We start from the raw sequence: 26,433 nt of genomic DNA, 5'->3' as shown, positions 1-26,433 counted from the left end.
TCACGCAAACGAATCGGACCACCGATGACTCATATACACGAAGGACATGCAGACATGACCACGTCGACCACGACTATGACCCAATACGACGCCGAACCGGAGCTCAACACGATGATCGACCTTCCAGCCGCCTCGGCGCCGGTGTATACGACGATCTTCGACACGGAACTGGGGCCGATCCTGCTCACCTCCGACGGGATCCACCTCACAGGTCTCTACCTGGAGGTCTCCGAGGGAATCGATGCTCGAGGCGACAGAGCGTTCGGTGTGGAAGCGACTCCGGAAGATGATCTGGAGATCTTCCAACGCACGGAGGCACAGCTGGGGGAGTACTTCGCACGTGAGCGCACCCAATTCGATCTGCCATTGGCAGCGAAGGGAACCGATTTCCAACGCTCCGTGTGGCAGGCGTTGACTCGGATCCCGTATGGCAGTACCGCAGGCTATGGAGAATTGGCAGAGATGCTGGGACGGCCAGGTGCGGCACGTGCCGTGGGCGCCGCCAACGGGAAGAACCCCATCAGCATCATCGTGCCCTGCCACCGAGTCATCGGCGCGGACGGATCCATGACCGGCTACGCATGGGGAGAAGAGAAGAAGCGCGCCTTACTCACCCTAGAATCCCCCTGATTGCTACCTGACGGCGGCCCAGCTACCTCGCGCGAGGTAGCTGGGCCGCCGTCAGGTAGCAATCAGGGGCAGGAGGCTTGTTGGAAAACTTCCCAACTGCGGATTCGCGGGCTGATCAAGAATGGAGGCAATTGATGCCGATGACTCACTGCAATGGCACTTGTCGCCGTCAACATTCTGCTGATCCGCGCATGGGTCACACGACGTCGAAACCCTGAACACGCGCCGTAGTTGACAGTGAGTCGGCTCGAAAACGTCGACCAATGCCCCTGGACCAATGCCACTGACACGAAGGCGGCACGCTCGTGGCCGAGGACTCCGCGATGAATGCGGCAGCGACGACGGGCACGTCGCATACCGGTGGCTGTCCGAGCTCATAGAGCCAGGGGACATGACCGCCGGTCGTCCGTTGTCAGCGGGACGACAGGCGGTGCACATTGCCGACCGGTGCCTAGGCGGTCAGCACCGGCCGATCTCGGCCTGAAAGCCTGGGCTCAGAATAGACCTCCGGCCTTCGCTGGTTTCCCTGCGTCGTTGACTGCGATGTCTTTTGAGGAGACATTCTGATCGTTGTAAGTTGACGTGTCATCGTCGAGACGTTTGACCTGGGAAACGACGATAGAATTCTGCAACCGGCCCTCGGATGTGTTTCCGTCACCAAAGTCGAGATTTGCAACCAATTGGGTTTCGCCCTTTTTGATCGGGTTCGACAGCGTGACAAGGAATGAGCGGGTGGACTTCTTCTCGTCAAAACCGAGATCCCGGGTGTAGGCGCCATTGAACCATCCTGGAGTGATGAGGCGGTCAACGTCTTCGGGGCCCTTCTCTGTTTTGACGTCTACACGAAACGATACGGAGGGATCCTCGCTGAAGTAGCGATCGGTTCCGACATTCTCAACCCTCAGTGCCGCCAGCCCGGCATAGCCCGGAGCCTTGGCGTCAGAGACGGTGATCTTAGGTGCGAGATCGTGTTTGACCGGCTCGGTCGGCTTGGTTCCGGCCGTGCCCCCAGTCGGCTCGCTGTTGGAATCGATAGTGTTTTCAGTGGGTTTCGGGTTCTCTTTCTCAGTGACTTCAGGAGCCCCCTGATCTGCTCCGGGCTTGCCCGACTGATCTGAGTCTGCAGGGTCGTCATAGATCTTGACGCGCACCTCGTTCTTGATGGGGGAGAACGCTCGCCATGCGGTCGGGTTCGACCAGGTTCCGTCGGCTTTGCAGAACTGCTGGGTCCCAGTCATGTTGATGGCTCGGAATCCATAGGTGCCATCGCCTGTGTGTCCGGCAGGAACGTCGTAGGGGCCGATTGTCTGGCCCACGTCCCAGCTGAAGGTGTACGAGGCGGATCCTCCGATGGTTTTAGCCAGCGACCAAGCGATACCGAAGGTTCCGCTGAGTCCGTCCTTGCTGCCTGATCCGTTTCCGTTGACCGAAGTGGTCGAAGTCTGGCTGCCGTTGACTTCCAGAGAGATCGACTGAGACTTTGAAGTGTTCTGGGTCAGCGGAATGGACTTGTTGGTGTTGTTCGTCGTCGAGATTGTTCCGACCGGCAGGAACCGATCTGTGACCTTATAGACGGTCGTGCGATGGTCCTCAGAGGCATTGCAGACTGGATGAGGGTTGAGGATGTTCGCCTTGATGTGATCCGACTTGTGAGTCGTCTTGACATTCGGCAACTTGGGGTTGAGCGCCGGAGTCTCCGGATACTCGTCTGTGACAGTTCCTGCCGATGCAGGCGTTGCCAGAGTAATCAGCAAGACTGCCGCTGCAATAGCGGTTAGACCTGTGCCGGCGCTTCGCAGAAATGATGATCTTGCCTTCATGCAATTCCCTTTTTGATTGTTCTCGTGCGTCTTAGTCAACGCTGTACGATCTTCCGGTTTGAAACGGTCCCGAGCAGCGTCGCGAGCGCTCAAAGGCTGAAGTGACGCCATAGTAACCTGAGAATTGGCTGATCAGCGGTTCACTAATGACCGACCTCAAGGAATTCACCTGAAATGAAGGCTTCTTTCAGCGTTCATTTAGCAAAAGCAAGCATAGTTGTTTGTTTGAATAATCAAAGTGCATTCATTTCTGTGATGGTGGATTTTAGAATCCGAAGCACTTGTCGAGCCGTCAGACCGTTGCGCAATGACGGCTGTTGATCGAGGCGTTGGATGTCTGCGTCCGGGCGTTCGGCCATGCTCGCTGCGACACCGACCTTGCTATCCGACGATCCCGCGACTGACGGAAAAGCCCGCTTCCAGGTTCGCCTGCTCGCCACAATTGGTGCAGTTCGGCGATTCTTCCTGCCGTACTGGACAAGCTGGCTTGGGGACAATTAAGTGGAGGTCCGGCGAGCGGATATGCCGGTGAGCCGAGCAGATGATCGACTACTGATCGGGTCCGGCCGTTCCTTCCCGGCGACCTCGTGCACTTAGCCTTGGCATATGTCGGGGTTGCCGTCCTTGGTACATTGCCCGCTCTTCAGCAACCAGTGTTGGACCTAGTGAGGTATTTCAGCCTTCGATAATCTGAAAATCACCCTTCAGCCGAAAGTCCCCGACCGTGATCACCTGGAGATCGCCGACCTCGAGCTTCTTCCGGGCGTTCCCCTCCTGAAAGAAGACATCTTCTACTGGGGCGTCGCTCAGAAGCTCGATGGCTTCCCCACCATCTGGTGTCGGTCTGTAGGTTGCCATGTAGTGGTAGGCGTAAACGGTATCGCCGGGCTCGATCGTGTGTTCACCTGCATCCTCGACGTCACGTTCCTCCCAACTGATCTTGTATCTTGGTTGCTCCTTCTGGATTCGCAGGCACTCGGCCTCATCGGTGAAAATGCCGACCAACGGGTCGATCAATTCTTCATCGTCGAAGGGAGAGGTCTGTTCGGCGAACAGTAGGTAAACCGTTTGGTTGCTCATATGTCGACCGTCACTCTCTTCCGGGGCGCACGGTGCCTGAGGAAGACACTCGATCCGACCGTTAACGAAATACCCGCACCGGCCAATGCTCCTCCCGTCGCCACGTTCTTCTTCGCATCGGCACGACATTGGGCGGTCCCATCTGGCAATGGATTCCCGTTCGCCTCGGTGATCCGCATGGCGTTGAGACCGGAGGGGCATCCCCACAGTGCATCACTATCCCGGGGCGAGATTCAGATTAACATGACCAACCTAAAAGCGCTCCCGCTTCGGTTCGCCATCCCTCGCCTTCGAGGCCGCCGAGGCAGTGTTCGCAGCGGTTGGTGGCCGGCGACGGGATGGAAGACGCGCAGGACAGGCTGGTGTGCGTCGAGAACAGCGGCGATGCCGGTCAGCAGGGTGGGCAGAACGTCCAGGGCTGTATCGACGGCCTCCGGTGATCCATGCACTTTGGCGGTCTCGGCAATGGTGCAGAGAGCGGCGATGTCGCTGCGAACATCGGTCATGACTGTCCTCTCCGGCGCCCTGGGGCCATCCCAGGTGCGCTCATCTTCAACGACGGGGGAGACGGCAGTGCATGTCGGAACGCACCGAGGGCGAGGATCACAGCGGATCCTCGCCCTCGAATGGGTGGCAGTCGATCGGTCAGTGAATGACGATCTGGGTCTTCGTTGCACCCTCCCAGCGCATGACCTTCTTGAGGCTGGCCTCATACAGCGAGATGCAGCCAGCGGTCTTCATCGACTTCGTGTTCGCGTGGAGGAAGATCGCCGAGCCCTTGCCGGGGGTGCGAGCCTCGTTGTAGCCGATGACCTGTGCGTACTTGTACGGCTTCGGCTGGTACAGAGTCTCGCCGCGGTATCCGCGGGACTTGCGCTGCATGGTGTTGTAGCCGCGAGCCTTCGATGCCTTGCCATCGACCCACACGTGATCGCGAGTGGCTTTCGTCCAGGACTTGCCGAGGCCCGGGTTCTTCGCAGTACCGAAGCCATTGCGCATCCAGTAGGTGCCGCGCGGAGTCTTGCCGTCACCTTCGCGCTTTCTCGTCGTGGTGCCGTTGTAGCCGAACTTCGCCTTGTAGATGCCCTTGAGCACGTAGCGGCTGCCCTTCTTCTGACACAGGAAGACGTACCCGGTCGTCTTCGTCTTCTGACGAGCCTCGATGACCTTCGACGCTTTGACCTTCTTGTTGCCCTCAATCCCGGTGCAGTATCGGGTACCGGCATGAGCAGGCTCGGCAGGAGCGAAAGCGGTGAAGAACGCTGCCACCAACGCGGCGATGAGCGCTACGGCGATGAAGGCGCTTCGTGATCGACCGGTGGATGTTGATAGCTGATCTGTCGGGGTATTCATTTATCTATTTCCTTCTTTCATCTGTTACATACCTCGACGGCCGTGCCCGCAGCGCAGCTGGAGCTTCGTCCTCCCGAACCGTCCCACTGAACTACGGAAGTGATGCCGCCGGGCGAAGCCATGATAAGCCGCCGACGCAGTCCGGGAGGGCACTTGGAACGAGTGGGGAAAATCGATGACTTGTCGATGACTCCCCAGTGTCGAAATCAGCCGTTGACGCTGATGTGCTCGACGGCGCGTTCGATCGCTTCGTGCCCGGCAACCGTGAGGCTCTCGCGCAGACGAGTCCACTCAGCTGAGCTCTTGACCATTTCGACGGCAGTTGCTGTGTCAATGCCATAGCCGAAGTCACCGTCGTTGAGCTGATCGGCGATATCGGCAGGAGTGAAGACCGTGCCAGGCAGCCCGAACGCGGCCATGATGCGTGCGCAGGTCATCCCCGCATGTACCGAGTCCCTCAGGCCGGAGATGAACGCCTCAGTTTCGTCATCGGCGCTGATGTCCTCGGCGTCACATCCACGCACCGGTCGGGGTAGAATGTCTCGAGCGTTTCGGAGAATCGGTGAGCTTCGTCCTCATCGGGGGGGGGCGGGTGAACAGCTTCTCGCCCATCTTCACCGCGTACTGGGTAGCCACCGTCGTTGCCTTTCGTCATGCGCCCGGCTGCTTGGTGCGGCCACCTGGGCGCTCTCTTCGAAAATGAGCGGGGACTTCCCGGCGACTGTCGGCTTGTCTCAACGACTGAGCCTGCATCCCCGGAGAGGGAATGCAGGCTCAGTGCTCGTCGAGTTCAGTCGTTTTACGAAGCTGGCAGCGGTGCTGTCGGTCGGACTATCGCGCGGATGATGACCCATAGGGTCAGGGCCGCCCAAACAACGTTTCCGCACATCACCATCAGCGCATCAGTGACAGAACCTCCCGGTGCACTCGTTGCAAGCAACGCCGTACACACTGCCATCAGTGCGACACCGATGAGTCCGGAGGCGAGCTGCCCTGTCAACAGCCAGCGCCTGCGATAGCAGACGACAAGGGCAACCCCGGCGGCCAGTTACACCATCAGGCTGATGCCAGTGGACACCCATACGCCTGTGCGCGAGCTGACCACAGGGTCGAGACCCAACTGCCAGCCCAGCAGCAACACGCACGGCAAGATCGCCCATTTCATCCCCAGCAGACCTTTCATGCTTCTCACTTCCCGCTCCATCTGCTCTTCCTGAAAACACCCTCGGCCCAATTCGCGGTGGACCTCGATCGCCCCTCGACGAAGTCGTCGAGCTGATCGACGAACATAAGGACGAGTTCGGAATCGAGCCAGCCCGTTCCACCCTGCGCGTCGCTGGCGTGAAGCGAGCGGAATCGTCCGGCTTTCATCGTCAGTCGCAGCGAAGCTGACGGTCGACAAGGTAAAGAATTCTGTCGCATCGTGCAGCCACTTTGTCGCTATGGGTTGCAACCACGATGCTTGTACCGGCACTCTTTACGTCATCGAAAACGGTGAGGATGTGTTCTTCCGTCTCTGCGTCCAATGCGCCTGTCGGCTCGTCTGCAAGCAGGACTCTAGGATGTTTCGTCAGCGCCCGGGCAATAGCGACTCTCTGTGATTCTCCGCCGGAGAGCCTGTTCACCGGCTTATTCGCCAGATAAGCGATGCCCACACGTTCAAGGCTCTCCAGAGAACGGGCCTTTGCATTTCGACGGTCGGGGCACCCGAACATGACGTTCCTCAGAACACTCCGGTCGCTGAGCAGGTCAAAGTGCTGAGTCACGTATCCGATCGAATTCCATCGAAGACGAGTGAGTTTGAGCGGGTCACGACCAACTTCCTCACCATCGAAGTAATATTCCCCGGAGTACCGAGGATCAAGACCGGCGAGGATGCGCAAGAGCGAGGTCTTCCCAGAACCGCTCCTGCCCATTATCGCGACCGAAGTTGGCACCCCGGAAAGACTGAAGTCCAGATCGGAGAAAAGCTCCCTCACCTCCCCATTCGCCTCAGTGATGCTTTTGCCGACGGATGTCAGTTCTATCGTCATGAACTGTCCTTTGTGAATAGTTGGCGATCAATCGAACGCTTCCGTAGAAACAGCTGCAGGGACACGTCGGTAACCGATACGGCAGCGACGACTAGAGCTACCGGAAACAAACCGACGGAACTGCCCTGAGGCACCTGTAGGGCAATGACGCTCGCAATGATCAACAGAGTTGAGTATTCCAGCACCGAAACGGCGACTATCCGGAAAGCCGTTCTTCTGGTACTGACTCCAAGCACGTATTCAAGGCGCTGCTGATTCCAGCGCCTACGAGCCAGATGAAGACTGATGAGGCCATTGGAAAATACCGCGCAGACACCAAGGAGAATGGCGACTCCGATCAGAAGACCCGCATTGTCCTGAATGAGCTGTCTGGTCAGTTGAAACTGGACGAGGTATGTCGGAGCGTTCAGCACGGTGTATTCTTCGAAGCCGCTCTCGCTGGCTGCTTGTCCGAGTCTTCGAAAAACAGACTCTGAATCCTGCTCTTGATCGACTGCAAGGTCTCCCGAAATCATCGCGAAAGACAGCATTCCGAAGAACTCCTGGTTGTCCTTTGTGACCGCTTCGAGCCTCGGCGGGTACGGCACGACGACGGAATCGTCGAGATACGTGTTGAGCTCGCCCTGATAGTAGATTGACGAGTTCGGCTCGAGGAATCCGGCTACCACGAGCGAGAAGTCCTCAAAATAGTACTGAGCCTCTATGCGGTCACCAATGTCATATACAGACTCGTAGCTGTGTCCAAGGACGACGGGAATCGTACGGGATTCGTAGTCAACGTTCGACCAGGAGATCTCGGCACCAGTCTCGACCTTCAACGAGTTGAACTCATAGGCATTCTGGTTCATCTGAAATGACTGCACATCGGTGAGTCGCTGACCGGTGTCTTCGTCCACATATTCGGCCTCAGAAGTGGCATCTATGGATTTCGGTACATCCTTCGACCCGTCTTCGTGAGGGAAGTCGACTATAGACAAGGGCTGGTCGAACACCGATAGGAACTTCATGCCCGAATCGGAATCAAGCAAATTGTAGAAGCTGCCCACAGCGTCCAGTGATTTCGCCGATTCTCTGTAGGAACTGAAATCGTCTGGGTCGACCAAAGTATCTGTGATCGAGTACATGTCGACCTCAGCCTCGTCGGAGAAGCTCCGTGAGATCTCTGAGCTGCTGACACTGGCAAAAGCCGCCACCTGATAGATGAGCGCCGACACTAGGCCCAGAATGACGATTTTCATCAACATATAGGGCCAGTTCTTCTGTAGGTCACGCACTATTTCCACGACTTCACCCGCGCTAGATCAAGTATCAGCGAGATACAAAGGGTTGCCACTGCGGCCGCAACCATGAGGAAGGCAGTTGGCCCGAATCCATCGTGTAGCTCGGCGAACCATTTTTGACCGGCAAGTAGACAGACGATCGCCACCCCGCTGCCGACAAGTGCGAACAACGTCAGGCTGGCCAATGCTTGACGAATAGGGTTGCGCCCCAGAAGAAACCCCACCCGATGTCGTCGCCGGGTCAGTGCCCACGCCAGTATTCCGGTGAACAGTGCGCACACGATCACGACCGCATGAACCACGAACCGTATGGTCGGGGAGACGAGGTCGACACTGGCTCGCCTGTTGACACTGGCGTCTGCGCGCTTCACCCGGTCTGGTGGCAGCGCTGTCGCCTGCTCTTTGATTGCAGGGCCATCGATGATGAGTTCCTTGGCCCCGGTCGACGCTTCCACCAAATCGCGGTCGACGATGAGGACGTCGTTTTCCACCAGACTGTGCTCTGCGCGGCCCAGCCACCCGACCACCTCATAGTCTTCACCGTCGTATCGGTAAAAGCTCCGAGTGCCGTTGCTTTCGACTGGCACCTGAGAGCCAACGACAGCGACGTTATGATCTGATTCTCGGAGACCGCGCCCCTTGTGGATGGGAAGATCTAATTTGTCAGGGCGAGCGGCCTCGACCGCCCGAACTAGCCCTGTGTCATCGAGGTCTCGATAGATTGCATAGGCGCCGAGCGAGCCGTCAAGATGGCTTCGCGCCTCCTCGGCTGTTCCCGAGAAGGCAACTTTGTGCTGCGACAGCAGGTGGTTGCCTTCTCGGGTGATTTCGGATTGCCGAGTGTCGTACACCTGAGCCCCGATCAGTGCTGAACTCATCACCGTAAACAGCAGGCCGACGATGAGAAGATCACGAAATCTCATTATTGGGCACTCACGTCCAGGCGCGTGGGGATTCTTCTAGTACCTTCGGGGTTCATTTGGTGTACCGGGATCATCTTCCGTAGTAGGTCTTCGCTTTTCCGGTGCCGTTGCTCGGCTTGTTGGGATTGAATGGCACCCATTTGGTGACAGCCTCAGTGCCGTTCTTGCCCCACTTCCGCCCCGAACTTGCGATGACGCCCTTGTTGGGCCGTTAGTGCTCAAGGCGCGCAGTCGTGTAGTGCTTTACGCCTTTCCACGTTGTCCAACCGTGGGAGCGCTTGTTTGTAGTGCCCCTGATGGTTTTCGACTCGGCCTTGCCTGTGTGCTTGGCTTTCGCAGCATGGACTGCGAGAGGACTGCCCAGGTTGCCAGAATTCGTTGAAACCCCAGAACCTTCCTCCCAGCCTCCGACATCAGCGGGCTCCTGTTCGCTTGCCGAGACGCCACCGGCCGCAGCAATAGTCATGGTCACTGCAAGCGCAGCTCCCGCTAGGAATCTGTTCATCGATCGCACGGATTACCTTCTCTCTTTCGTCGATACTGTTGATCTCGCGTACCCCACTTGCGGAACACATGGCAGAAAGCTCTGAATTCGCTGTCCGCCGCTTGAAAGAGTAGCCCGGCGACGTTCACCTCCGCTTACCCCAAAAGGATGAATTTTGCAGACTTTTCCTGTTCGTCCCCCACTTGTTGCCGACCGGCCATCGCATGTGCCGGATATGTCACACGCTCGCCACGCGCTGGTGAGCCTGGGCCAATAGCGTGGTCAGTGCACACGTCGGCAAACAGAAAAGGAGCATGACGTCATGGGCATGAAGAAGCTGTTGCTCTCAGCGACTCTGGCAGCAGGAATAGCTGCCAGCGGGACGCTGGTGGCATCCCCGGCGGAGGCCACCGGTAGCAACTGAAACAGGCTGTGGTGGTCGAGTATCGACTGCCAAGAGGAGACCAACCGGAAGATCCATAATCTGCACAGGTTCGGATACAAAGTGCGGGTGATGGAGCGGTGCGGCCTCCACCGCGATGTCGCGGATCGGAAATACTATCGAACGAATTTGAGATACGCCTACGTCTGACCGATCGCACGCGGGAAGAAACCACACGGGCACAGACTGCCGAAAGTCTGTGCCCGTGTGGCGTTGCCGGAGCTGCGGTAGTCCTAGGGCTTGTAGATCTTCACCGAGCCGGTCGGCACAGACTTGAACGTCGCGGACACCTCGGCCTTGGAGCCGTTGAAGTCGGAGCGCTTGACCACGGTCGGCTTGGTGCCGGAGGTGAGGGCGAGGGTATCTCGGTTTCCGCCGGAGTGGTATTCGACGAATTCGGACACAATCACAGCCACTGTCGGTGTCTTGCTTCGGGCAGCGACCCATTTCGCTGTCGCCTGGTTGTCATCACCGTCGGTCGCTTCGATGATTCTCATCCAGATGATCGCATCTGCTTCAGAGTCGAACGTCTGCGATCGCTTCACGCCGCTTTCGGGAAGTCTCAATTCGACTCTCCACTGGAGCCCATTCTTCGTCTCGTATCTGCGGATGTTGGCCATGAAGCCAAAATAGCGGGTCGCACAGCAGATCTGCGAAAGATTCCGGAAAGCAGGCTGAGAGACCAGCGGTAGTCGGGGCAACCGGCGTGTCGCCGCTGTGAGGTCCGAAGTCGGACACGAGCAAGCTGAAACTGCCGGTCGGCAATGCGCATTCTCCGTGGCGGCCGGCTTCTTCTATGCGGCGAAATCGGCGTTTCATGCGGCGGATTTGCGATTCTATGCGACGAACGGCCCTCTCGCCAGACTTAACATCTGGCGAGAGGGCCGTTCTTCTGTGGAGGTAAGGGGATTCGAACCCCTGACCTTCTCCATGCCATGGAGACGCGCTACCAACTGCGCCATACCCCCGCTTGCCTGATCAATATTACCCGCGTGTGGGTGCGAGACCAAATCGGGGGAGAGTGACGCTCGCCACAGGGGGCTGCTGTCTGGGAAGTCCCGAGTCCAGGCGTGGATCCGGGGTGCCCAAGCAGCCTGAGGTCGACAGGCCCGGGCCGCGGGCGACCCGGGCCGTGGCGAGTCAGCTGACCGTGGTGGATCAGATGATTGGCCGGACCTGGCTGAGGTAGCGAACGATGTCCCTCTCTCGCAGTTCACGTACGCGTTGTTCGCAAGCGTGTTCGCGCAGGCGAGCCTGCTGACGACGGGCTGCTTTCAGACGGCGGGACTCAGGGGTGGAGGCTGGACGGCGAGCCCACCGGATGAGCTTCATCCCGGTGCTCAGAGCCCAGCGGCGTGGATAGGTGAATGGGAATATGGTCGACACAGTTCTTCCTCAAGGTTTTCGGGCAGGGAATACCCGCAAATGGGCAGGAGATATCCCAGAATGATGGTCAGATAAACGGAATCCGAAAAGGCCGCAAGAATAACAGCGAATCAGCCAAATAAGGACGCAGCCGACAAAGGCAGGTAATAGCCGTTGCGGTATTGCGTCAATGGAATGACAGACTCAGAGAAATCGCAGCGGAATTCGAAATGCATTGAACCAGGGTCGGTCGGACGCAAGGCGGAAAGCGCAAGATTGCATGGTGCGCGGTCGCAATGGCGGCCGGTCAGGAACCGAGCTCAAAGATTCCGGCGAATGGCGACCGGATCAGGGACGGCGGCTGGCGGTGCTACAGCACTGTAGGCATGCCGAAGTGATCTGGACACGAGCCGGGCGTGAAGAATGCCGGAAATCAGGCAACCGGTGACTCAGAGAACAGCGGTGGCCGGAAGCCAGCCGGTGGAAAAGACGTGAAAGACGGCTGTATCAGCCGACGAGTCCTTGTCCGCCAATCGGGCAGGCAGCATAATCATGCCAAGGCGTTCGAAGGTCAGGGCCTGCAAGAAAATTCATCATCGTCACTGCTCTCCTTTCATGGTCGTGGATCTCGTGGGGACGGCGTCAACGTCCGCAATTGTCAAAGTGCAATCAGGGTGATGTCTGCGAATCCGTAATTGCACTGTCGAATTTAGCACAGCTTTCACGGCAGGTGGGAGTTTTGTTCATTATTTTCTCAAATACTTTCACTTCGGCTGTCCGAAGGTGAAAGACGGCTCTCGAAATCGGCAGGTCGAAGCGCCGCTGGCGCCGACGTAGAATCAGGGGAGACGAGCAATAATCGGACGCGCAGCTTCAGGAGTTGAGAATGTCAGAGACCGCTACCACCAGGCGCCTGGTCGTCGGATACATTGCCACCGATCGCGGCCGGGATGCGATCTCATTGGCTATTTCGATCGCGCGGTCCATCGAGATCGAACTCGTGGTCACCATCGTCCGCCCCGAATCCTCGACGATCCTCGCGGGCAGCGCCGTGCCAAAGGACGGGGCAGGGATCGTCGCCCAACAGATCGACGACTGGCTCGACGAGGCACTGGCCCTCATCCCCGACGATGTCCGCGCCAGAGGCAGCATCCACATCGCCGCGAACGAATCCAAGGGCCTGATGGAGGTCGCCGAGAAAGAAGGCGCGCTGGGCATCGTCATCGGTGCGCGGGCGACCACGCTGATGCGCCAGCTGCGTATCGGCACGGTCGCGTCATCGCTGCTGCACTCCTCGACGGTGCCCGTCGTGCTCGCCCCGTCAGGCAGGTCGGATATCGGACCGATCACGCGCGTGACCGCGCTCTACGGTGCGCGACCCGGAGCTTCGTCACTCATCGGAGCGGCCATCGAATCGGCTGTCGGCCTCGATGTCGATCTCAGACTGCTGTCTCTGATCGAGAACGACGGACTCTTCGACGACGAGGTCGCCGAGATCACAGAATTCGCCGAGCAGTACGGGGGAGCGGTTCTCGCCGACGACGCTTCGGAGATGCTCGCCTCGGGCCGTGCGAAGGTGAGAACCAAGGCCGGAGCCGATATCGAAGAGGCCGCCGAGTCCATCGACTGGCAAGCCGGTGACCTCGCTTTCATCGGTTCGAGCCGCCTGGGCCGTGGAGGCAAGGTCGCGATCGGTGCGCGAGCCCGTCGTCTCCTGCGTGTTCTGCCCGTTCCAGTCGTGGTCGTGCCCCGTCGTGCCGTCAGTCGACTGCACAGCAGCGACGTCGACTGAGGTGCGAACACGGGAATCGCAGCGGATCGACCTTCGCCTGGAATCACATCGCACGGCCGCGTGGCTCTACCCGGGTGACCGGAGTCAGCGTCCGCTGCTGATGGTGCATGGATTCCGTGGAGATCACCATGGCATGGACCTCATCGCCGGCAGCATCACCGACCGCGAGGTGGTCGTGCCCGACCTACCCGGGTTCGGGCTCACGGCTCCGCTGGAATCGGGTTCGTCTCTCCCCGCCTTCGTCGACTATCTCCTAGCCCTGCGCGCCGAGGTGGGCAGGCAGCGGGGCGCGACACCGATCCTTGTGGGCCACTCGTTCGGGTCGATCCTGGTCAGCCATCTCGTAGCAACTCACAGGGACCTCGTCGACGAGCTCGTGCTCATCAATCCGATCACCAGCCCCGCTCTGGAAGGTCCCGCACGGTTCCTCACCGCGGTCACCCGTGCCTACTACGCCCTGGGAGCGCGACTTCCCGAACGAGCCGGCCGCGCGTTGCTGAGCAACCTGCTCATCGTACGGGCCATGAGCGTGGCTATGGCCACCACCCGCGACCCCGGCCTGCGTCGGTACATCCATGATCAGCACGGGCGACACTTCTCGTCTTTTGCCGACCGGCAGTCCCTGTCGGAGGCCTTCGCCACGTCCGTGGCGCACACCGTCACCGAGGTGGCCGACCACCTGACGATGCCCACGCTCGTCATCGCCGGCGACAAGGATGCGATCGCCCCGATCGGTCCTACCCGCGCATTCGTCGCCGAACTCTCCGACGCCGAGTTCGTGGAACTGGGCGGGGTGGGTCACCTTGTGCACTATGAGCGGTCTGTCGAAGCCGCCTCGGCGATCATGGAATTCTGTCACCAGCGGATCGACGAGAGGTAGACCGAGAAGAAGGCCGCTGAATCGACGAAGGGCCGCTGCGCTTCAGCGCAACGGCCCTTCGTCGTCAAGCGGCCTGGAGATCAGCGGCGGGAGTCGCGAGCCCAGCGGTAGACGATCGGCACGAGGAACGCGAAGCTCGACGCGAGCAGTCCGCCCCAGAACACCCAGAACTCGGTTCCCTCAGGTGCAGCGAACGCGGCTCCGAAGAGGTAGAGCCCGAACAGGAAGAGCGCGAATGCGAAGATGAAGACGATGACATCGGCAAACGATGCGGAATTGCGGGTTCTCTTCGGTGCTGCGATATCGGACATAGTCTCCTCCGGCGATGTTTCTGGTGGTCAGCTGACTCTCAGCAACAGTCTACATCGCGTAGAGGAATTTGCTCATCTTCGGTCGCGTTCGGCACTTCGCTCCGGGACCAGCCATCCGAGCAGGGCCGAGACGATCGAGACGATGATCGCGGCGAGGATGGCGGAGAAGAAGAACGAATCGATGGTGAACTCGAACGGCGTGAACCCACTGAGCCAACTCGTCAGCGCCAACATGATCGCGTTGATGACGATGGAGAACAGTCCCAGGGTCAGACACGTGATGGGGGCCGAGACGAAGCTGAGGATCGGTTTGATGAAGGCATTCGCCAGACCGAAGATGAGGCCGATGACGAGGTAGGAGATGATCATCGCCGGAATTGCGCCAGCCTGTTCCTCGACGACCCGATTCCCTGTGATCGTCACACCCGGCAGAATCCAGGCCGCCACCCAGATCGCACATGCGTTGACGATGACGCGAGACAAGAAGTTCATAGGCGTCATCCTTGCAGACCGATCTGCGTTCTTACTGAGTCGGGGATGGGAATGAGGTCCGTGCCATGGTGATGAAACTCAACGTCGCCTGACGTGATCCCACTCGAAACGGGCGGCCAAAGGCAGTAGCCTGAAGGTGAGCCTTTCGGTTCGACTTTCTCAAGAACAACTGCGTGCACCTACCGAGTGATTTGATCCAGGTCGCCACGGCGGCACGACCTCCCGGATAAGCGGGAGCAGAAACTGGATTGATATGACAGACAGCGATATACCCGCATCGGTTCGGCCCACCGCCGCACAGCAGTCCTCACCGACACTGTTCTCGGCCGTCGGACGCACCTACTTTCCGATTGCATTCGTCGCCCGCATGCCGTTCGCCATGATCGTCGTCGGAGTCCTCACTCTCGTTGTGGCCGGCCGCGGATCGCTGAGCTTGGGCGGAATCAACTCCGCCATGGTCGGACTGGGAACGGCCCTGTTCGGGTCCTTCATCGGAGCGGCCGCCGATCGGTGGGGGCAGCGCTACGTGCTGCTGATCGTCGGGTTCCTCAACTGTGCGGCGCTGACCTTCATGGCGTGGGTCGTGTTCAGTCCGCTGCCCGATTCAGTCGTCTTCATCGCCGCCTTCGCGATCGGTGCCACCTCGCCTCAGGTCGCACCTATGTCGCGTTCACGCATCGTCGACATCGTCATGACGGTGCTGCCGTCGCCGAGGCGGCCGAAGGTGCTCAACGCCACGATGGCCTACGAATCCGCCGCCGATGAGGTCATCTTCGTCTTCGGGCCGTTCCTCGTCGGTCTGCTGGCGACCTTCTTCACCCCGGTGGCCCCCATCATCGGGGCGATCGTGATGACCCTGGTCTTCGTGTCCGCCTTCGCACTGCACCCGACGGGGCGGGCACGGCGGACCGGGACGTCGCACAGTCTCGGCGAGCGTGCACCGGCGAAGGACATCTTCACGGCCGGAGTCTTCGTCATCATCCTCGGCGTCTTCGGCGTCGGTATGGTGTTCGGCTCGACGCTCACTGCTCTGACCGCCCTGACCAACGACATCGGACGGCCCGAGGAGGCCGGTCTCATCTACGGGGTCATGGGCATCGGCTCTGCCGTGCTCGCGATCTCGGTGGCGCTCTTCCCCGCAGCGTTCGCGCTGTGGGCACGGCTGCTGTGCTTCGCGCCCGTTCTTGTCACGGGATCGGTCATCCTCGCGTCGACGGAATCGATGCCGGTCATCGTCATGGCGCTGCTGCTCATGGGCACGGGAATCGGGCCGAGTCTCGTCACCCTCTTCAGCCTCGCTGCCGAACGGGCACCGCTCGGACGGTCGGCGACGGTGATGTCGATGGCGGGATCGGCGATCATCGTCGGTCAGTCGGTATCCTCGGCGATCAACGGCATCCTCGCCGAGGATCGGGGAACGGCTGTGGCGATGGCTGTTCCGGTGGCCGCCTCGGTGATCGTCCTGTGCGCCGGTCTGCTCAATCTGTTCGTCGGAAGACGCGACGATCGGAGGGCTGCCAAGCCGTCACGGCAGCGTGTGACAGAGGCTGAAGACGAGACCTGAATCACTTCTACATTCCGCTTTTTGGGACGGCGTGTCCCAGCCCTTGCCAGGTGTGACCACGGCATGACCGAGGAGTAGGATGTCCGCTGGTCCATCGTGAACTGCGCCACCGATCGTGGCCTTTCACACCACTACGGAAAGCACACAATGTCTTCAAGCACCTCGACGGTCGAGGCCATCCGCAGCGACACTCGCTTCTTCGGACACCCTCTGCCGCTCATGCAGCTCTTCAGCCTGGAACTGTGGGAGCGCTTCTCCTACTACGGGATGAACGGCATTCTTGCCCTCTACCTCTACTTCAGCGTCACCGACGGTGGTATGGGGATGGAGCAGGGCACAGCCGTGGGAATCGTCGGTGCATACGGCGGTGCCGTCTTCCTCGCCACCATCCTCGGCGCCTGGATCGCCGATCGCCTCGCGGGAGCGGAGAAGGTCCTCTTCTACTCTGCGATCATCATCATGATCGGCCACATCTGCCTGGCACTCATCCCCGGTTTCGGGGAGTGGCTGCCGGCCTCATCCTCGTCGCACTCGGCTCAGGCGGTCTCAAGGCGAACGCCTCGGCGCTCGTCGGCGAACTCTACGATGAGAAGGACCCGCGCCGTGACGCCGGCTTCACCATCTTCTACATGGGCGTGAACATCGGCGCACTCCTCGGCCCGCTGCTCACCGGCCTCCTCCAGAAGAACATCGGATTCCACTACGGATTCGGGGCCGCCGCGGTCGGAATGGCCCTCGGTCTCATCATCTACTTCACCGGTCGCAAGAGCCTGCCGCCGGAGGCTCATGTTGCCGTCAATCCGCTGCCGAAGAAGAAGCTCTACCTCTTCATCGTGGCCATCGTCGTCGTCGTTCTCCTCGCAGTGATCCTGTGGATGACGAAGATCGTCACCCCTGAGAACCTCGATTGGTGGATCGCCGGAATCTCTGCCGGTGCGGCCGCCTGCTACTTCATCGTCATGCACAATTCGCCGCAGACGAATTCCGACGAGCGCTCACGCGTCCTCGCTTACATCCCGTTCTTCATCACGGTCGTGGTGTTCTGGTCGATGTACCAGCAGATCTTCGGTGTTCTGACCGTGTACTCGGACACGCAGCTCAACCGTTCGATCTTCGGTTGGGAGATGCCGATCAACTGGATCCAGCTGATCCCTGCGTTCTTCGTCATCGTCTTCGCGCCGCTGTTCGCGACGATGTGGATGAAGCTCGGTCCCAAGCAGATCTCGACGCCGGTGAAGGCCGGACTGTCCCTCGTGCTCATCGGCATCGGCTTCCTCATGTTCCTGCCCTTCGCTGAGGCCGGCCCCAATGAGACCCCGCTGTTGTGGGTATGTCTGACCCTCGCCGTATTCGTCTTCGGCGAGCTGCTCATCTCGCCGGTCGGACTCTCGTTCTCCACGAAGGTCGCACCTAAGGTCTTCCAGTCGCAGATGATCGCCGTATTCTTCCTCGCCTCGGGCGTCGGCACGGCAATGTCCGGTGTGCTTGGCGGATATTTCGACACCGCCAATCAGGCACCGTACTGGCTGTCGGTCGGTGGAACGACGGTCGTACTCGGTCTGCTGGCGCTGACGCTCACGAAGCCGATGCTCAAACTGTTGCGCGGAATCCGCTGATGGAGCTCCTGCGCGACTGACCGACGCAGTTCGAGGGCCCCTTCGAGCCACTGGCTCTGAGGGGCCTTCGTCGTTTCCGGCGGCCATCCCTCACCGTTGGTGTTGTTTCAGCGCGTTGCGCCGCGAGTGTGTGGTGGGACGGATGACTGACGTCGATGAATCAGTCAGACTCCGATGAAGATGGGCAGCGCGTCAGGGTGGTGGGCGTGGACGATCGTGAGGAACACGAGCGCGTCGAAGAGCAGATGCACCGTGACCGTATAGGGCAGTGACTTCGTGCGGGTGAAGATGAAGGCCTGTACGAGCGCGAACGGAATCGTCAGCAGCGGTCCGATCGATCGGTAGCCGAGTTCCCAGAGGAACGAGACGAAGATGATCGTGGTGAAAACGTTCGCGATCCAGAACGAGAAGTGCTTGCGCAGCAAGGCGAAGACCGTGCAGATGAAGAACAGCTCATCCCAGATGCCCACGGCGTTCACCCCGAAGAACAGACGGATGATCTCCGACCAGTTCGTCAGCGGCGGCCAGTTGAGATAGACCCCGGTGCGCATGAAGTACTGCGGCAGCACCGCCCAAGCGACCACGACGACGAAGACCAGCCACGCCCACTCGAGTCTTGACCACGGTTGACCGAGTCGCAGAGGAAACTGGATCGTTTGGTCGTCGAAACCGTACCGGGTCACCAGCCACGGGCCGATGACGACGGCAGACAGCACCACGCCCATGCGGGCGATATTCGTCCAGGAGATATCGGCTTCGACCGAGATCGCCGAGATGAGCGCGAGACACCCGGCGATGATGCTGAGATCCCGAGCGAAGCTCCGGTTGACACTCCACCCGATCGCCAGTGCCGCGAGCATCGGAGCATATCCGAAGGCGCGGACCTGCGGAAACGTGGTTCCCAGACCGAAGAGCAGGACCGCCGAGATGGCCAAGAGGGCAGTCGCTGCGGCCTCCCAGCTGAGCGGTTTCAGCTGTGAGGGTGCGATGGTTACTGCCCGGTCAGTGTCCACGCTCCACACTGTAGACGAACCCAGTGCGAACTGCACCGAACGATCGGCGCCTGGCCTGCATCGATTCACCAGTAGGATCGACTCGAGGGAAGGACATCATTGGACCCAGAGGACTACTCCGAGCTCATCGCCGATCTCGCACCGGATCTGCGCCCTGAGACGACTCCGGTGCGCAACGCCGCCGGCCGCACCACGGCGTCGGTCGTCACGGCTCCACGAGCGGTACCTGACTTCGCCGCCTCGGCGATGGATGGGTTCGCCCTCGACGAGGCGGCGCTGGCCTCCGCCCGAAACGGCGAGACCATCCGAGTCGTCGGGGATACCCCCGCCGGTCACGGCGTCAACGTTCTGCAGCCGGGGTGTGCGGTGCGGGTGATGACCGGAGCTCCGGTCCCCACCGACTCCGAGGCGGTGGTCCCCGTCGAGTTGACCGACGCCCGACAGACCGGGCCGGCCCCCTACGCCATCAAGATCGATTCCCTTCCCAGTCCTGTGCCTCCGGGGTGGAACATCCGCCCTATCGGTGAGGACATGAACCGCGGTGACATCGTCCTGCCCGCAGGGGAGCGGATCACTGCCGCCGGGGTCGGTGCTCTCGCCATGCTCGGCATCGGCGAGGTCGAAACGCTCCGCACTCCCCGCATCGGCCTGATCGTCACGGGAGACGAAATCCATGGCGCGAATCAGACGGGGGAGACGGGCACCGAGGCGACCACCGCCTCGATCTTCAACTCGAACCTGCCGATGCTCGCCGCGGCCGCTCGCGGGCTCGGCGCCGAACCCATCGAAGCCACGAGCAGCGACGATGCCGACGAGCTGCTGAGCGTACTCACGAGAATGCAGGCCGAGGCCGACCTCGTCGTGACGACCGGCGGAATCAGCGCCGGCGCCTTCGAAGTCGTCCGCCAGGCCCTGGAACCCGACCACTCGACTTTCCGCCGACTCGAGATGCGACCCGGGTCCCCTCAGGGATACGGACGCTTCGGCGCGCTGCCGATGATCCATCTGCCCGGCACTCCACAGGGAGCCTTTGTCGCCTTCCACCTCTTCGTCGGCTCACTGATGACGGGTCAGAATCTGCGGCAGAGATGGCGGAAGGGCATTCTTACGGGTTCAGGTCTTCGGCGACACGGCAATGCCGTCACCTTCCGACCCGGCACGTTCACAGAGTCGGGGGAGATCCTCGCCGCGGACCGGGCCAGACTGCCTGACTTCGCCACCGCCGATGTGATCATCAGAATCCCGCGCGCCACAGATTCCCCGCAAGGCGACGAAAGTCTGAACGCGGGCACGGTCATCGACTACCTCGAGTGCTGACGACTGGACAGCTCAGCCACAACAAGAGCGGCCGCATTAGGATAGAAGTATGTCCACATCGCGCCTCGACCCTGCCGACCGGGCCCGATATGCCCGGCAGATCCGACTGTCCGGATTCGGCGAAAGCGCGCAGGCGGCACTGCTTGACTCACATGTCCTCGTCATCGGAGCGGGTGGCCTCGGTGCCCCGATACTCAGCTACCTTGCGGCAGTCGGCATCGGCACGATCACAGTGGTCGATCCCGACATCGTCGAGCTGAGCAATCTGCATCGACAGGTCATCCACTCCGAGGCGGCCATCGGCACCCGCAAAATCGATTCCGCCCAGGAACGGATGAACGGAATCAACTCGTCGGTCCAAATCCGCACGATTCCCCAGCTGCTCACCCCGGACAACGCTCTCGGCCTCTTCGACGGCGTCGACATCGTCATCGACGGCAGCGACAACTTCGCTACCCGCTACCTTGCCAACGACGCCTGTGAGATTCTCGGGCTCCCACTCGTCTGGGGGACCATCCTCGGTTTCGACGGGCAGGTCGCCGTCTTCGACGCCAAGCACGGTGCCACTCTGCGAGACCTCTACCCCGAAGTCCCCGCCCCTGGCAGCGTTCCCGACTGCTCGGTCGCCGGAGTCCTCGGACCCCTGTGCGGAAGCATCGGTTCGGCCATGGCGATGGAGGCCATCAAGGTGCTCACCGGAATCGGCACGCCGCTGTATAACAGCGTGGCCATCCACAGCAGCCTCGACGCCGGATGGGAGACCGTCCCCGTCCAGCCGATCCCCGGCAGACCTTCGGTGACCGACCTCGAACAGCATTTCGCCGACTACACCCAGCACGCGTTCGATTCCGACGTGGCAGACGGCGATTCTGCAGAGCGCGCCGGCGATGCGAATGCAGGCGAGAACGCCCTGGGTCCGGCTACCCTCACCTGGGCGGACATCGAAAGCAACAGCGTCCTCGTCGACATTCGCGATGACGACGAAGTCGCCGCGGGAATGGTCCCCGGCGCGATCCACATTCCGATGGATGAGCTGCTGGCCGACCCCGGAAGACTGCCGCTGACCACCACGACTGACACGACTGATCAGATCGACTCGCCGATTCGGCCGGATGCGTCACGGTCACCGGGGATTGCGCTCTACTGTCGGTCGGGAGTGCGCTCAGCGAGGGCGGCAGCACAGTTACGCTCACACGACATCGCAGTGTCATCGGTCAACGGCGGCTACCTCGCGTTTCTGTCCCAACCGGCACCGCAACGGAGCTGACGAAACTTCAGCTCACCGGTCGGAGCAGAGTCTCACCCGCCGGCGAACGGCGGAAGGACATCGACGGTGTCGCCATCGGACAGGACCACGGACCGGTCGGTCGTGGCCACGGAGTTGACCAGGAAGCTCGAGCGCGACAGCACGGTCGCGGCTCGGGGGTCGGCTGCCTCGGCGAGGGTGTCCACGAGCTCATCGACGGATCCGGCACGGATCTGTGTTTCGCGGGCGCCGAAGGCCTCCCGGGCTGCGGCGAAGAACCGAACGGTGATGGTGGGCACTTATCCTCCGATGGCGCTCATGGGACGCTGCGGCTGCTCGAACGAATCCGTGTCCATCCCATGACCGGCGAGCTTCTTCCAATGCGCGCCCTTCCACAGGTTCGCAATCGATTCGTCCGAGGCCCCATCGCGCATCGCAGTGAGCAGATCGACCTCGGTTCGGGAGAACAGACAGGTGCGCACCCGTCCCTCCGCCGTCAGCCGTGTGCGGGTGCAGTCAGCACAGAACGGACGCGTGACCGAAGCGATGATGCCGACGGTACCGAGGATCGTGTCGGGTCGCCGTCGATCGGCGATGAGGAACTTCTCGGCAGGGGCGCCGTTTCGCGGCGCCGAATCCGGAGTGAGGACGAACCGGGGTTCGAGGAGGGCGAAGATATCGGCGGCGGTGATCATCGACGTCCGGTCCCAGGAATGGCCGGCGTCCAAGGGCATCTGCTCGATGAACCGCAGGCTCAGGTCCTGCTCGAGGCACCACTGCAGCAGGTCAGGCGCCTGTGCATCGTTGACCCCCGGCAGCAGCACGGCATTGATCTTCACGGGGTCGAGTCCGGCGGCCTTCGCGCCGTCGATGCCCTCGAGCACCCGTTTGAGGAACGGGCGCCGGGTCATTGTCTGAAAAGTCTCCGGATCGATCGTGTCTAGCGAGACGTTGATGCGATCGAGTCCCGCCTCTTTCAGCCCTGCGGCACGTTTGTCCAGGCCGATCGCGTTCGTCGTCAGTGCGATGTTCGGCCGCGGCTCCAATGCCGCGACACCGGCGATGATGTCGTTGATGTCCTTGCGGGTGAGGGGTTCGCCGCCGGTGAACCGCACCTGGTCGACTCCGAACTTCTCCACCGCGATGCGCACGAACCGGACGATCTCGTCACCGGACATGGCCGAATCGCGAGACATGAACTCGACGCCTTCTTCCGGCATGCAGTAGGTGCAGCGCAGGTTGCAGAAGTCCGTGAGTGAGATGCGGAGGTCGCGGGCGCGCCGATCGAAAGTGTCGAGCAGAGCATCCTCGCTGTGGGCGGTGAACTCCTCGCCCGGGTCGACCGTCGGAGTTCTCAGCACCGGCATGGGCAGGCCGATCTTCTCCATTGCGTCATCCTCCTTGAAAAGCGTGTCGATATCATCGTCCCATGACTACAGCGAAGATGCATCGTGAGCGGGTATTCGAGACGATCGCGCCACTGACCGAAACGGCGAACCTGCCGCTGGGTTCCCTGCTGGAGGCGCCGAGGCGGCTGACCGCCGATGTGGAATCGCCGATCGACGTGCCCGGTTTCGACAACTCGAGCATGGACGGCTATGCCCTAGCCGCCACCACCGTGGAGGAGATGCGCGGACACCCCATCCCCGTGCGCGGCCGCGTCGCCGCGGGAGCACGCGGAGAGGCCGTGCAACCGGGCACTGCAGTGGAGATCATGACCGGGGCACCGCTGCCGGCGGGCGCCGATTTGGTCGTCAAGATCGAGGACACCTCACCGGGGTGCTTCGGTGCCGAGACGGTGACCATCGATCCGGAGGTCGAACCAGCGCCGGGAACATTCGTCCGTCGCCGCGGCTCCGATGTCCGCAACGGTCAGACCGTACTGAGCGAAGGCACCGTGCTGACGCCGGCCCACCTCGGCGTGGCCGCCGCATGCGGGGTGAATGAACTGCCCGTGCTCGGCCTGCCGCGCGTCCTCGTCGTGAGCACCGGAGACGAGATCGCGGCCGAGGCGGCTGCAGGGATCAACGACGCGAATTCCGTGACGCTCACGGCTGGGCTGCGTCGCCTCGGTGTCGACACCGACGTTGCGTTCGTCCCCGACGACCCGCAGCAGCTGCTCGACCGAGTGCGCAGCAGCGACGCGGGACTCGTCATCTCCACGGGCGGAATCTCGAAGGGGGCACACGAAGTCGTCAAACTCGCTGCCGAACTCGACGCAGACTCCTCGATGACGTTCGAACCCATCGCCATGCAGCCCGGGAGACCGCAGGGCTGCGGACGGCTGGCCGACCACGCGTGGGTGGCCCTGCCCGGCAACCCGGTGAGCGCACTCATCAGCTTCGAGCTCTTCATCCGTCCCGCGCTGCTCGGTCTGGCCGGTCACGAGGCTCCTCGGGAGGTCGGCTACCACCGTCTGGCTCACGGATTCGACGAAGCCCCTCCGGCAGGAAAGCTCCAGGTGCGCCGCGCCAGACTCACTGAGGCGGGCCTCGAGTTCGTCGGCGACTCCCGTTCCCACCTACTCCACAGCTATGCCGAAGCCACCCACCTCGTCTTCGTCCCTCCCGAGGACGAGAGCGCAGACGATCCGTACTCAGCTGCGGGAGATAGGCTGATGACGTGGAAGATCGCATGAAACTCAGCCACGTCGACGTATCCGGAACCGCTCAGATGGTCGACGTCGGCGACAAGGACGTCACGAAGCGCCGAGCCGTCGCCGCCGGCCTCATCACCACCCGCCCCGAGGTCATCGACCTCATCGCCGAGGCGGGACTGCCCAAAGGCGATGCCCTGCCCGTGGCTCGGATCGCCGCGGTGATGGGTGCCAAGCGCACCTCCGACCTCATCCCTCTGTGCCATCCGCTGCCACTCACGGGAATCGATGTGGAGTTCGAACTCCGCGATGACGCGGTGGCCATCACTGCTGCGGTGAAGACCGTGTCGAAGACCGGCGTCGAAATGGAAGCCCTGACGGCCGTGACAACTGCCGCGCTGACGATCTTCGACATGATCAAAGCCGTCGACAACCAAGCCGTCATCGGTGACATCAAGGTCGTCGAGAAGACCGGTGGGAAGAGCGGAGATTGGACACGGGAATCATGAGCACCGGGACAGTCGTGACCACGGGAGTCGTTGAATCCCCGATCTCCACCGCAGAGCTCGAACCCGAGGTCCTCACCGACACCTGCGGTGCCGTCGTCAGCTTCTCCGGAGTCATCCGCGACCACGACGAGGGCCGGGGAGTGGCTCGTCTGCACTATGAGGCCCATCCGCTCGCGGGCAATCAGATCGCCGAGGTGGCTGCGGACATCGCGGCCCGCCACCCCGCGGTCAGGCTCTCCGTCGTCCACCGCGTCGGAGACCTGTCGATCGCAGACGTGGCCCTGGTCGCAGTCGTGGCCTCCGCCCACCGGCAGGATTCATTCCTCGCCTGCTCCGAACTCATCGACGAAGTCAAGGCTCGGGTGGCGATCTGGAAGCACCAGCACTTCAGCGACGGCACCGACGAATGGGTAGGTGCTCTCGAGTGACTCGCCTGCGCATCAGCGATGCGGCACGATTCCTCGGCGTCAGCGATGACACGGTGCGCCGGTGGATCGCCGACGGTCGCCTGTCCCAGCACAAGGATGCCTCTAACCGGGCGGTCGTCGAAGGCAGCGAACTCGCCGCACTCGCCCAATCGTCGACGGGCGGACTGCCCGATCCCAGCGGAGTAGTGAGTTCCTCACGCAATCGATTCGCCGGTCTCGTCACGGACGTCAGCATCGACGGAGTGATGGCGCAGGTGAGCATGCAGTGCGGCCCTTTCCGTGTGGTGTCGCTGATGTCGGCCGAAGCGTGCCTGGAACTTGACCTCGAACCGGGAAGCCTCGCGATAGCTTCGGTGAAAGCGACGATGGTCTCGATCGACACAGTCCCGGGCGCCTGAGGACCAGTCAGCATTTCCGCGCAGGACGGCGCCTCTGTGTCTCATAAACGGAACTGAAGTCGACACAGAGCCGCATCTGCGGGTTCAATGGGTGCATGAAGAAAACCCTCCTGGGGCTCTGCACCGTCGCAGCCTTGACCCTGACCGCCTGCACCTCTGGACCGGACGCTGAGGCCGAATCTGACCAGCCGGCTGAGGTCACAGTCTTCGCCGCGGCCTCGCTCACCGAGGTCTTCGAGGACATCGCCGACGAGTTCACAGCAGCCGATGCGAACGCTCCCGAGGTGAAGTTCTCCTTCGCCGGTTCCTCCGACCTCGTCTCCCAGATCTCCGAAGGCGCCCCTGCCGACGTCATCGCCACCGCCGATGAGAAGACCATGGACACTCTGGCATCCGACGACCTGCTCGCCGGCACCCCCGAGATGTTCGCCTCGAACACGCTCACCCTGGCCGTGGCCGACGGCAATCCGAAGGCGATCGCGAGCTCGGAGGACTTCACGGGGAATGACCTCGTCGTCTGCGCACCCCAAGTGCCCTGTGGGGCCGCAACGGGGAAATGGGCCGGGCTCAATGATGTCACTCTCGACCCGGTCAGCGAGGAGAACTCCGTGACCGATGTCCTCGGCAAGGTCAGCGCCGGACAGGCTGATGCCGGAATCGTCTACGTCACCGATATCGCGCGCGCCGACGGCGATGTCGAACAGGTCGAACTCGACGGCGCCGACAAGGTCATCAACAACTACCCCGCTGCCACCGTCAAGGCCAGCGAGAACCAGGCCGAAGCCGACGCCTTTGTGAAGTTCCTCGGCTCCGACACGGCCCAGAAGCTGCTGCGCGACGCCGGATTCGCCGCAGGCTGAC

At 61.3% G+C, this 26,433-nt stretch carries 26 protein-coding genes and 1 tRNA gene; 12 read left to right on the top strand and 15 right to left on the bottom strand.

Annotation, left to right across the window (positions count from 1 at the left end):
- Positions 1–54: 54 nt before the first annotated feature.
- Positions 55–630, top strand: a complete 576-nt coding sequence (locus BLU88_RS11985) for a methylated-DNA--[protein]-cysteine S-methyltransferase (protein ID WP_231939385.1) — start codon at positions 55–57, stop codon at positions 628–630.
- Between the two features lie 494 nt (positions 631–1,124).
- Here the strand turns inward: BLU88_RS11985 and BLU88_RS11980 are convergent, their stop codons facing one another.
- The 10 genes from BLU88_RS11980 to BLU88_RS11930 form a co-directional block, all read right to left on the bottom strand.
- Positions 1,125–2,489, bottom strand: coding sequence for a hypothetical protein (locus tag BLU88_RS11980; protein WP_231939384.1), 1,365 nt, complete (start codon positions 2,487–2,489; stop codon positions 1,125–1,127).
- Positions 2,490–3,125: 636 nt separating this feature from the next.
- Positions 3,126–3,530 (bottom strand): hypothetical protein, encoded by a 405-nt coding sequence (locus tag BLU88_RS11975; protein ID WP_092014147.1) that lies wholly within the window; start codon positions 3,528–3,530, stop codon positions 3,126–3,128.
- A 233-nt stretch (positions 3,531–3,763) separates the two neighbouring features.
- A complete protein-coding gene (locus tag BLU88_RS11970) occupies positions 3,764–4,036 on the bottom strand; it encodes a hypothetical protein (protein ID WP_092014144.1) in 273 nt (90 codons plus the stop codon).
- Positions 4,037–4,175: 139 nt separating this feature from the next.
- A complete protein-coding gene (locus BLU88_RS11965; RefSeq protein ID WP_092014140.1) occupies positions 4,176–4,883 on the bottom strand; it encodes a hypothetical protein in 708 nt (235 codons plus the stop codon).
- Positions 4,884–5,089: 206 nt separating this feature from the next.
- Positions 5,090–5,407 carry a hypothetical protein gene (locus BLU88_RS11960; protein ID WP_092014137.1) on the bottom strand — a complete coding sequence of 106 codons (318 nt, stop codon included), beginning with the start codon at positions 5,405–5,407 and terminating at the stop codon, positions 5,090–5,092.
- An 849-nt stretch (positions 5,408–6,256) separates the two neighbouring features.
- A complete protein-coding gene (locus tag BLU88_RS11950; RefSeq protein WP_092014131.1) occupies positions 6,257–6,916 on the bottom strand; it encodes an ABC transporter ATP-binding protein in 660 nt (219 codons plus the stop codon).
- Positions 6,913–8,190 carry a hypothetical protein gene (locus tag BLU88_RS11945; RefSeq protein ID WP_092014129.1) on the bottom strand — a complete coding sequence of 426 codons (1,278 nt, stop codon included), beginning with the start codon at positions 8,188–8,190 and terminating at the stop codon, positions 6,913–6,915. The genes BLU88_RS11950 and BLU88_RS11945 overlap by 4 nt, the downstream gene beginning before the upstream one ends.
- The gene (locus BLU88_RS11940) at positions 8,190–9,119 is read right to left on the bottom strand and encodes a hypothetical protein (RefSeq protein ID WP_092014126.1); all 930 of its coding nucleotides are present in this window, start codon (positions 9,117–9,119) and stop codon (positions 8,190–8,192) included. Before BLU88_RS11940 ends, BLU88_RS11945 begins: the two co-directional genes overlap by 1 nt.
- Before the next feature lie 1,159 nt (positions 9,120–10,278).
- Positions 10,279–10,665, bottom strand: a complete 387-nt coding sequence (locus tag BLU88_RS11935) for a hypothetical protein (RefSeq protein WP_231939383.1) — start codon at positions 10,663–10,665, stop codon at positions 10,279–10,281.
- Positions 10,666–10,940: 275 nt separating this feature from the next.
- A tRNA-Ala gene (locus tag BLU88_RS11930) sits at positions 10,941–11,013 on the bottom strand.
- Positions 11,014–12,296: 1,283 nt separating this feature from the next.
- Between BLU88_RS11930 and BLU88_RS11925 the strand changes: the two genes are divergently transcribed.
- Positions 12,297–13,202, top strand: coding sequence for a universal stress protein (locus BLU88_RS11925; protein WP_092014120.1), 906 nt, complete (start codon positions 12,297–12,299; stop codon positions 13,200–13,202).
- Positions 13,165–14,082: an alpha/beta fold hydrolase gene (locus BLU88_RS11920; RefSeq protein WP_331712474.1), complete on the top strand. Its 918-nt coding sequence runs from the start codon at positions 13,165–13,167 to the stop codon at positions 14,080–14,082. Before BLU88_RS11925 ends, BLU88_RS11920 begins: the two co-directional genes overlap by 38 nt.
- 80 nt (positions 14,083–14,162) lie before the next feature.
- Here BLU88_RS11920 and BLU88_RS11915 read toward each other — a convergent pair whose 3' ends face one another.
- Both BLU88_RS11915 and BLU88_RS11910 read right to left on the bottom strand, forming a co-directional pair.
- Entirely contained in the window at positions 14,163–14,393 is a 231-nt protein-coding gene (locus BLU88_RS11915) for a hypothetical protein (RefSeq protein ID WP_092014117.1), read from the bottom strand.
- Between the two features lie 72 nt (positions 14,394–14,465).
- Positions 14,466–14,885, bottom strand: a complete 420-nt coding sequence (locus tag BLU88_RS11910) for a phage holin family protein (RefSeq protein WP_092014115.1) — start codon at positions 14,883–14,885, stop codon at positions 14,466–14,468.
- Between the two features lie 253 nt (positions 14,886–15,138).
- Between BLU88_RS11910 and BLU88_RS11905 the strand changes: the two genes are divergently transcribed.
- A complete protein-coding gene (locus BLU88_RS11905; protein ID WP_092014112.1) occupies positions 15,139–16,449 on the top strand; it encodes an MFS transporter in 1,311 nt (436 codons plus the stop codon).
- A gap of 503 nt (positions 16,450–16,952) precedes the next feature.
- A complete protein-coding gene (locus BLU88_RS11900) occupies positions 16,953–18,065 on the top strand; it encodes a peptide MFS transporter (RefSeq protein ID WP_456236400.1) in 1,113 nt (370 codons plus the stop codon).
- Between the two features lie 164 nt (positions 18,066–18,229).
- Here the strand turns inward: BLU88_RS11900 and BLU88_RS11895 are convergent, their stop codons facing one another.
- Positions 18,230–19,078 (bottom strand): CPBP family intramembrane glutamic endopeptidase, encoded by an 849-nt coding sequence (locus BLU88_RS11895; RefSeq protein WP_231939381.1) that lies wholly within the window; start codon positions 19,076–19,078, stop codon positions 18,230–18,232.
- A 99-nt stretch (positions 19,079–19,177) separates the two neighbouring features.
- On the opposite strand from BLU88_RS11895, the gene BLU88_RS11890 reads away from it, so the two are divergent.
- On the top strand, positions 19,178–20,395 hold the full coding sequence (locus BLU88_RS11890; protein ID WP_092014109.1) for a molybdopterin molybdotransferase MoeA: 1,218 nt from the start codon (positions 19,178–19,180) through the stop codon (positions 20,393–20,395).
- Positions 20,396–20,444: 49 nt separating this feature from the next.
- Positions 20,445–21,662, top strand: a complete 1,218-nt coding sequence (locus BLU88_RS11885; RefSeq protein ID WP_092014106.1) for a ThiF family adenylyltransferase — start codon at positions 20,445–20,447, stop codon at positions 21,660–21,662.
- Positions 21,663–21,694: 32 nt separating this feature from the next.
- Here BLU88_RS11885 and BLU88_RS11880 read toward each other — a convergent pair whose 3' ends face one another.
- The gene (locus BLU88_RS11880) at positions 21,695–21,940 is read right to left on the bottom strand and encodes a MoaD/ThiS family protein (protein WP_092014103.1); all 246 of its coding nucleotides are present in this window, start codon (positions 21,938–21,940) and stop codon (positions 21,695–21,697) included.
- A complete protein-coding gene (gene moaA / locus BLU88_RS11875; RefSeq protein ID WP_092014100.1) occupies positions 21,941–23,029 on the bottom strand; it encodes a GTP 3',8-cyclase MoaA in 1,089 nt (362 codons plus the stop codon).
- A 41-nt stretch (positions 23,030–23,070) separates the two neighbouring features.
- On the opposite strand from moaA, the gene BLU88_RS11870 reads away from it, so the two are divergent.
- From BLU88_RS11870 to modA, 5 genes are all read left to right on the top strand, one after another.
- Positions 23,071–24,279, top strand: coding sequence for a molybdopterin molybdotransferase MoeA (locus tag BLU88_RS11870; protein ID WP_231939380.1), 1,209 nt, complete (start codon positions 23,071–23,073; stop codon positions 24,277–24,279).
- On the top strand, positions 24,276–24,746 hold the full coding sequence (moaC, locus tag BLU88_RS11865; RefSeq protein ID WP_092014093.1) for a cyclic pyranopterin monophosphate synthase MoaC: 471 nt from the start codon (positions 24,276–24,278) through the stop codon (positions 24,744–24,746). The genes BLU88_RS11870 and moaC overlap by 4 nt, the downstream gene beginning before the upstream one ends.
- Positions 24,743–25,174: a molybdenum cofactor biosynthesis protein MoaE gene (locus BLU88_RS11860; protein ID WP_092014090.1), complete on the top strand. Its 432-nt coding sequence runs from the start codon at positions 24,743–24,745 to the stop codon at positions 25,172–25,174. Before moaC ends, BLU88_RS11860 begins: the two co-directional genes overlap by 4 nt.
- Positions 25,171–25,572: a TOBE domain-containing protein gene (locus BLU88_RS11855; RefSeq protein ID WP_092014087.1), complete on the top strand. Its 402-nt coding sequence runs from the start codon at positions 25,171–25,173 to the stop codon at positions 25,570–25,572. The genes BLU88_RS11860 and BLU88_RS11855 overlap by 4 nt, the downstream gene beginning before the upstream one ends.
- Before the next feature lie 95 nt (positions 25,573–25,667).
- Positions 25,668–26,432 carry a molybdate ABC transporter substrate-binding protein gene (gene modA, locus BLU88_RS11850; RefSeq protein WP_092014084.1) on the top strand — a complete coding sequence of 255 codons (765 nt, stop codon included), beginning with the start codon at positions 25,668–25,670 and terminating at the stop codon, positions 26,430–26,432.
- The last annotated feature ends 1 nt before the right edge of the window (position 26,433 follow it).

Source organism: Brevibacterium siliguriense, assembly GCF_900105315.1.
Taxonomy (GTDB): domain Bacteria; phylum Actinomycetota; class Actinomycetes; order Actinomycetales; family Brevibacteriaceae; genus Brevibacterium; species Brevibacterium siliguriense.
This window is presented reverse-complemented; position numbering and strand designations above follow the sequence as displayed.

Coding starts and splice junctions, on each gene's coding strand:
- BLU88_RS11885 (WP_092014106.1), top strand. CDS start 20,445: ATGTCCACATCGCGCCTCGACCCTGCCGACCGGGCCCGATATGCCCGG.
- BLU88_RS11905 (WP_092014112.1), top strand. CDS start 15,139: ATGACAGACAGCGATATACCCGCATCGGTTCGGCCCACCGCCGCACAG.
- BLU88_RS11870 (WP_231939380.1), top strand. CDS start 23,071: ATGACTACAGCGAAGATGCATCGTGAGCGGGTATTCGAGACGATCGCG.
- moaA (WP_092014100.1), bottom strand. CDS start 23,029: ATGGAGAAGATCGGCCTGCCCATGCCGGTGCTGAGAACTCCGACGGTC.
- BLU88_RS11915 (WP_092014117.1), bottom strand. CDS start 14,393: ATGTCCGATATCGCAGCACCGAAGAGAACCCGCAATTCCGCATCGTTT.
- moaC (WP_092014093.1), top strand. CDS start 24,276: ATGAAACTCAGCCACGTCGACGTATCCGGAACCGCTCAGATGGTCGAC.
- BLU88_RS11935 (WP_231939383.1), bottom strand. CDS start 10,665: ATGGCCAACATCCGCAGATACGAGACGAAGAATGGGCTCCAGTGGAGA.
- BLU88_RS11925 (WP_092014120.1), top strand. CDS start 12,297: ATGTCAGAGACCGCTACCACCAGGCGCCTGGTCGTCGGATACATTGCC.
- BLU88_RS11985 (WP_231939385.1), top strand. CDS start 55: ATGACCACGTCGACCACGACTATGACCCAATACGACGCCGAACCGGAG.
- BLU88_RS11970 (WP_092014144.1), bottom strand. CDS start 4,036: ATGACCGATGTTCGCAGCGACATCGCCGCTCTCTGCACCATTGCCGAG.
- BLU88_RS11940 (WP_092014126.1), bottom strand. CDS start 9,119: ATGAGATTTCGTGATCTTCTCATCGTCGGCCTGCTGTTTACGGTGATG.
- BLU88_RS11950 (WP_092014131.1), bottom strand. CDS start 6,916: ATGACGATAGAACTGACATCCGTCGGCAAAAGCATCACTGAGGCGAAT.
- BLU88_RS11965 (WP_092014140.1), bottom strand. CDS start 4,883: ATGAATACCCCGACAGATCAGCTATCAACATCCACCGGTCGATCACGA.
- BLU88_RS11975 (WP_092014147.1), bottom strand. CDS start 3,530: ATGAGCAACCAAACGGTTTACCTACTGTTCGCCGAACAGACCTCTCCC.
- modA (WP_092014084.1), top strand. CDS start 25,668: ATGAAGAAAACCCTCCTGGGGCTCTGCACCGTCGCAGCCTTGACCCTG.
- BLU88_RS11860 (WP_092014090.1), top strand. CDS start 24,743: ATGAGCACCGGGACAGTCGTGACCACGGGAGTCGTTGAATCCCCGATC.
- BLU88_RS11910 (WP_092014115.1), bottom strand. CDS start 14,885: ATGAACTTCTTGTCTCGCGTCATCGTCAACGCATGTGCGATCTGGGTG.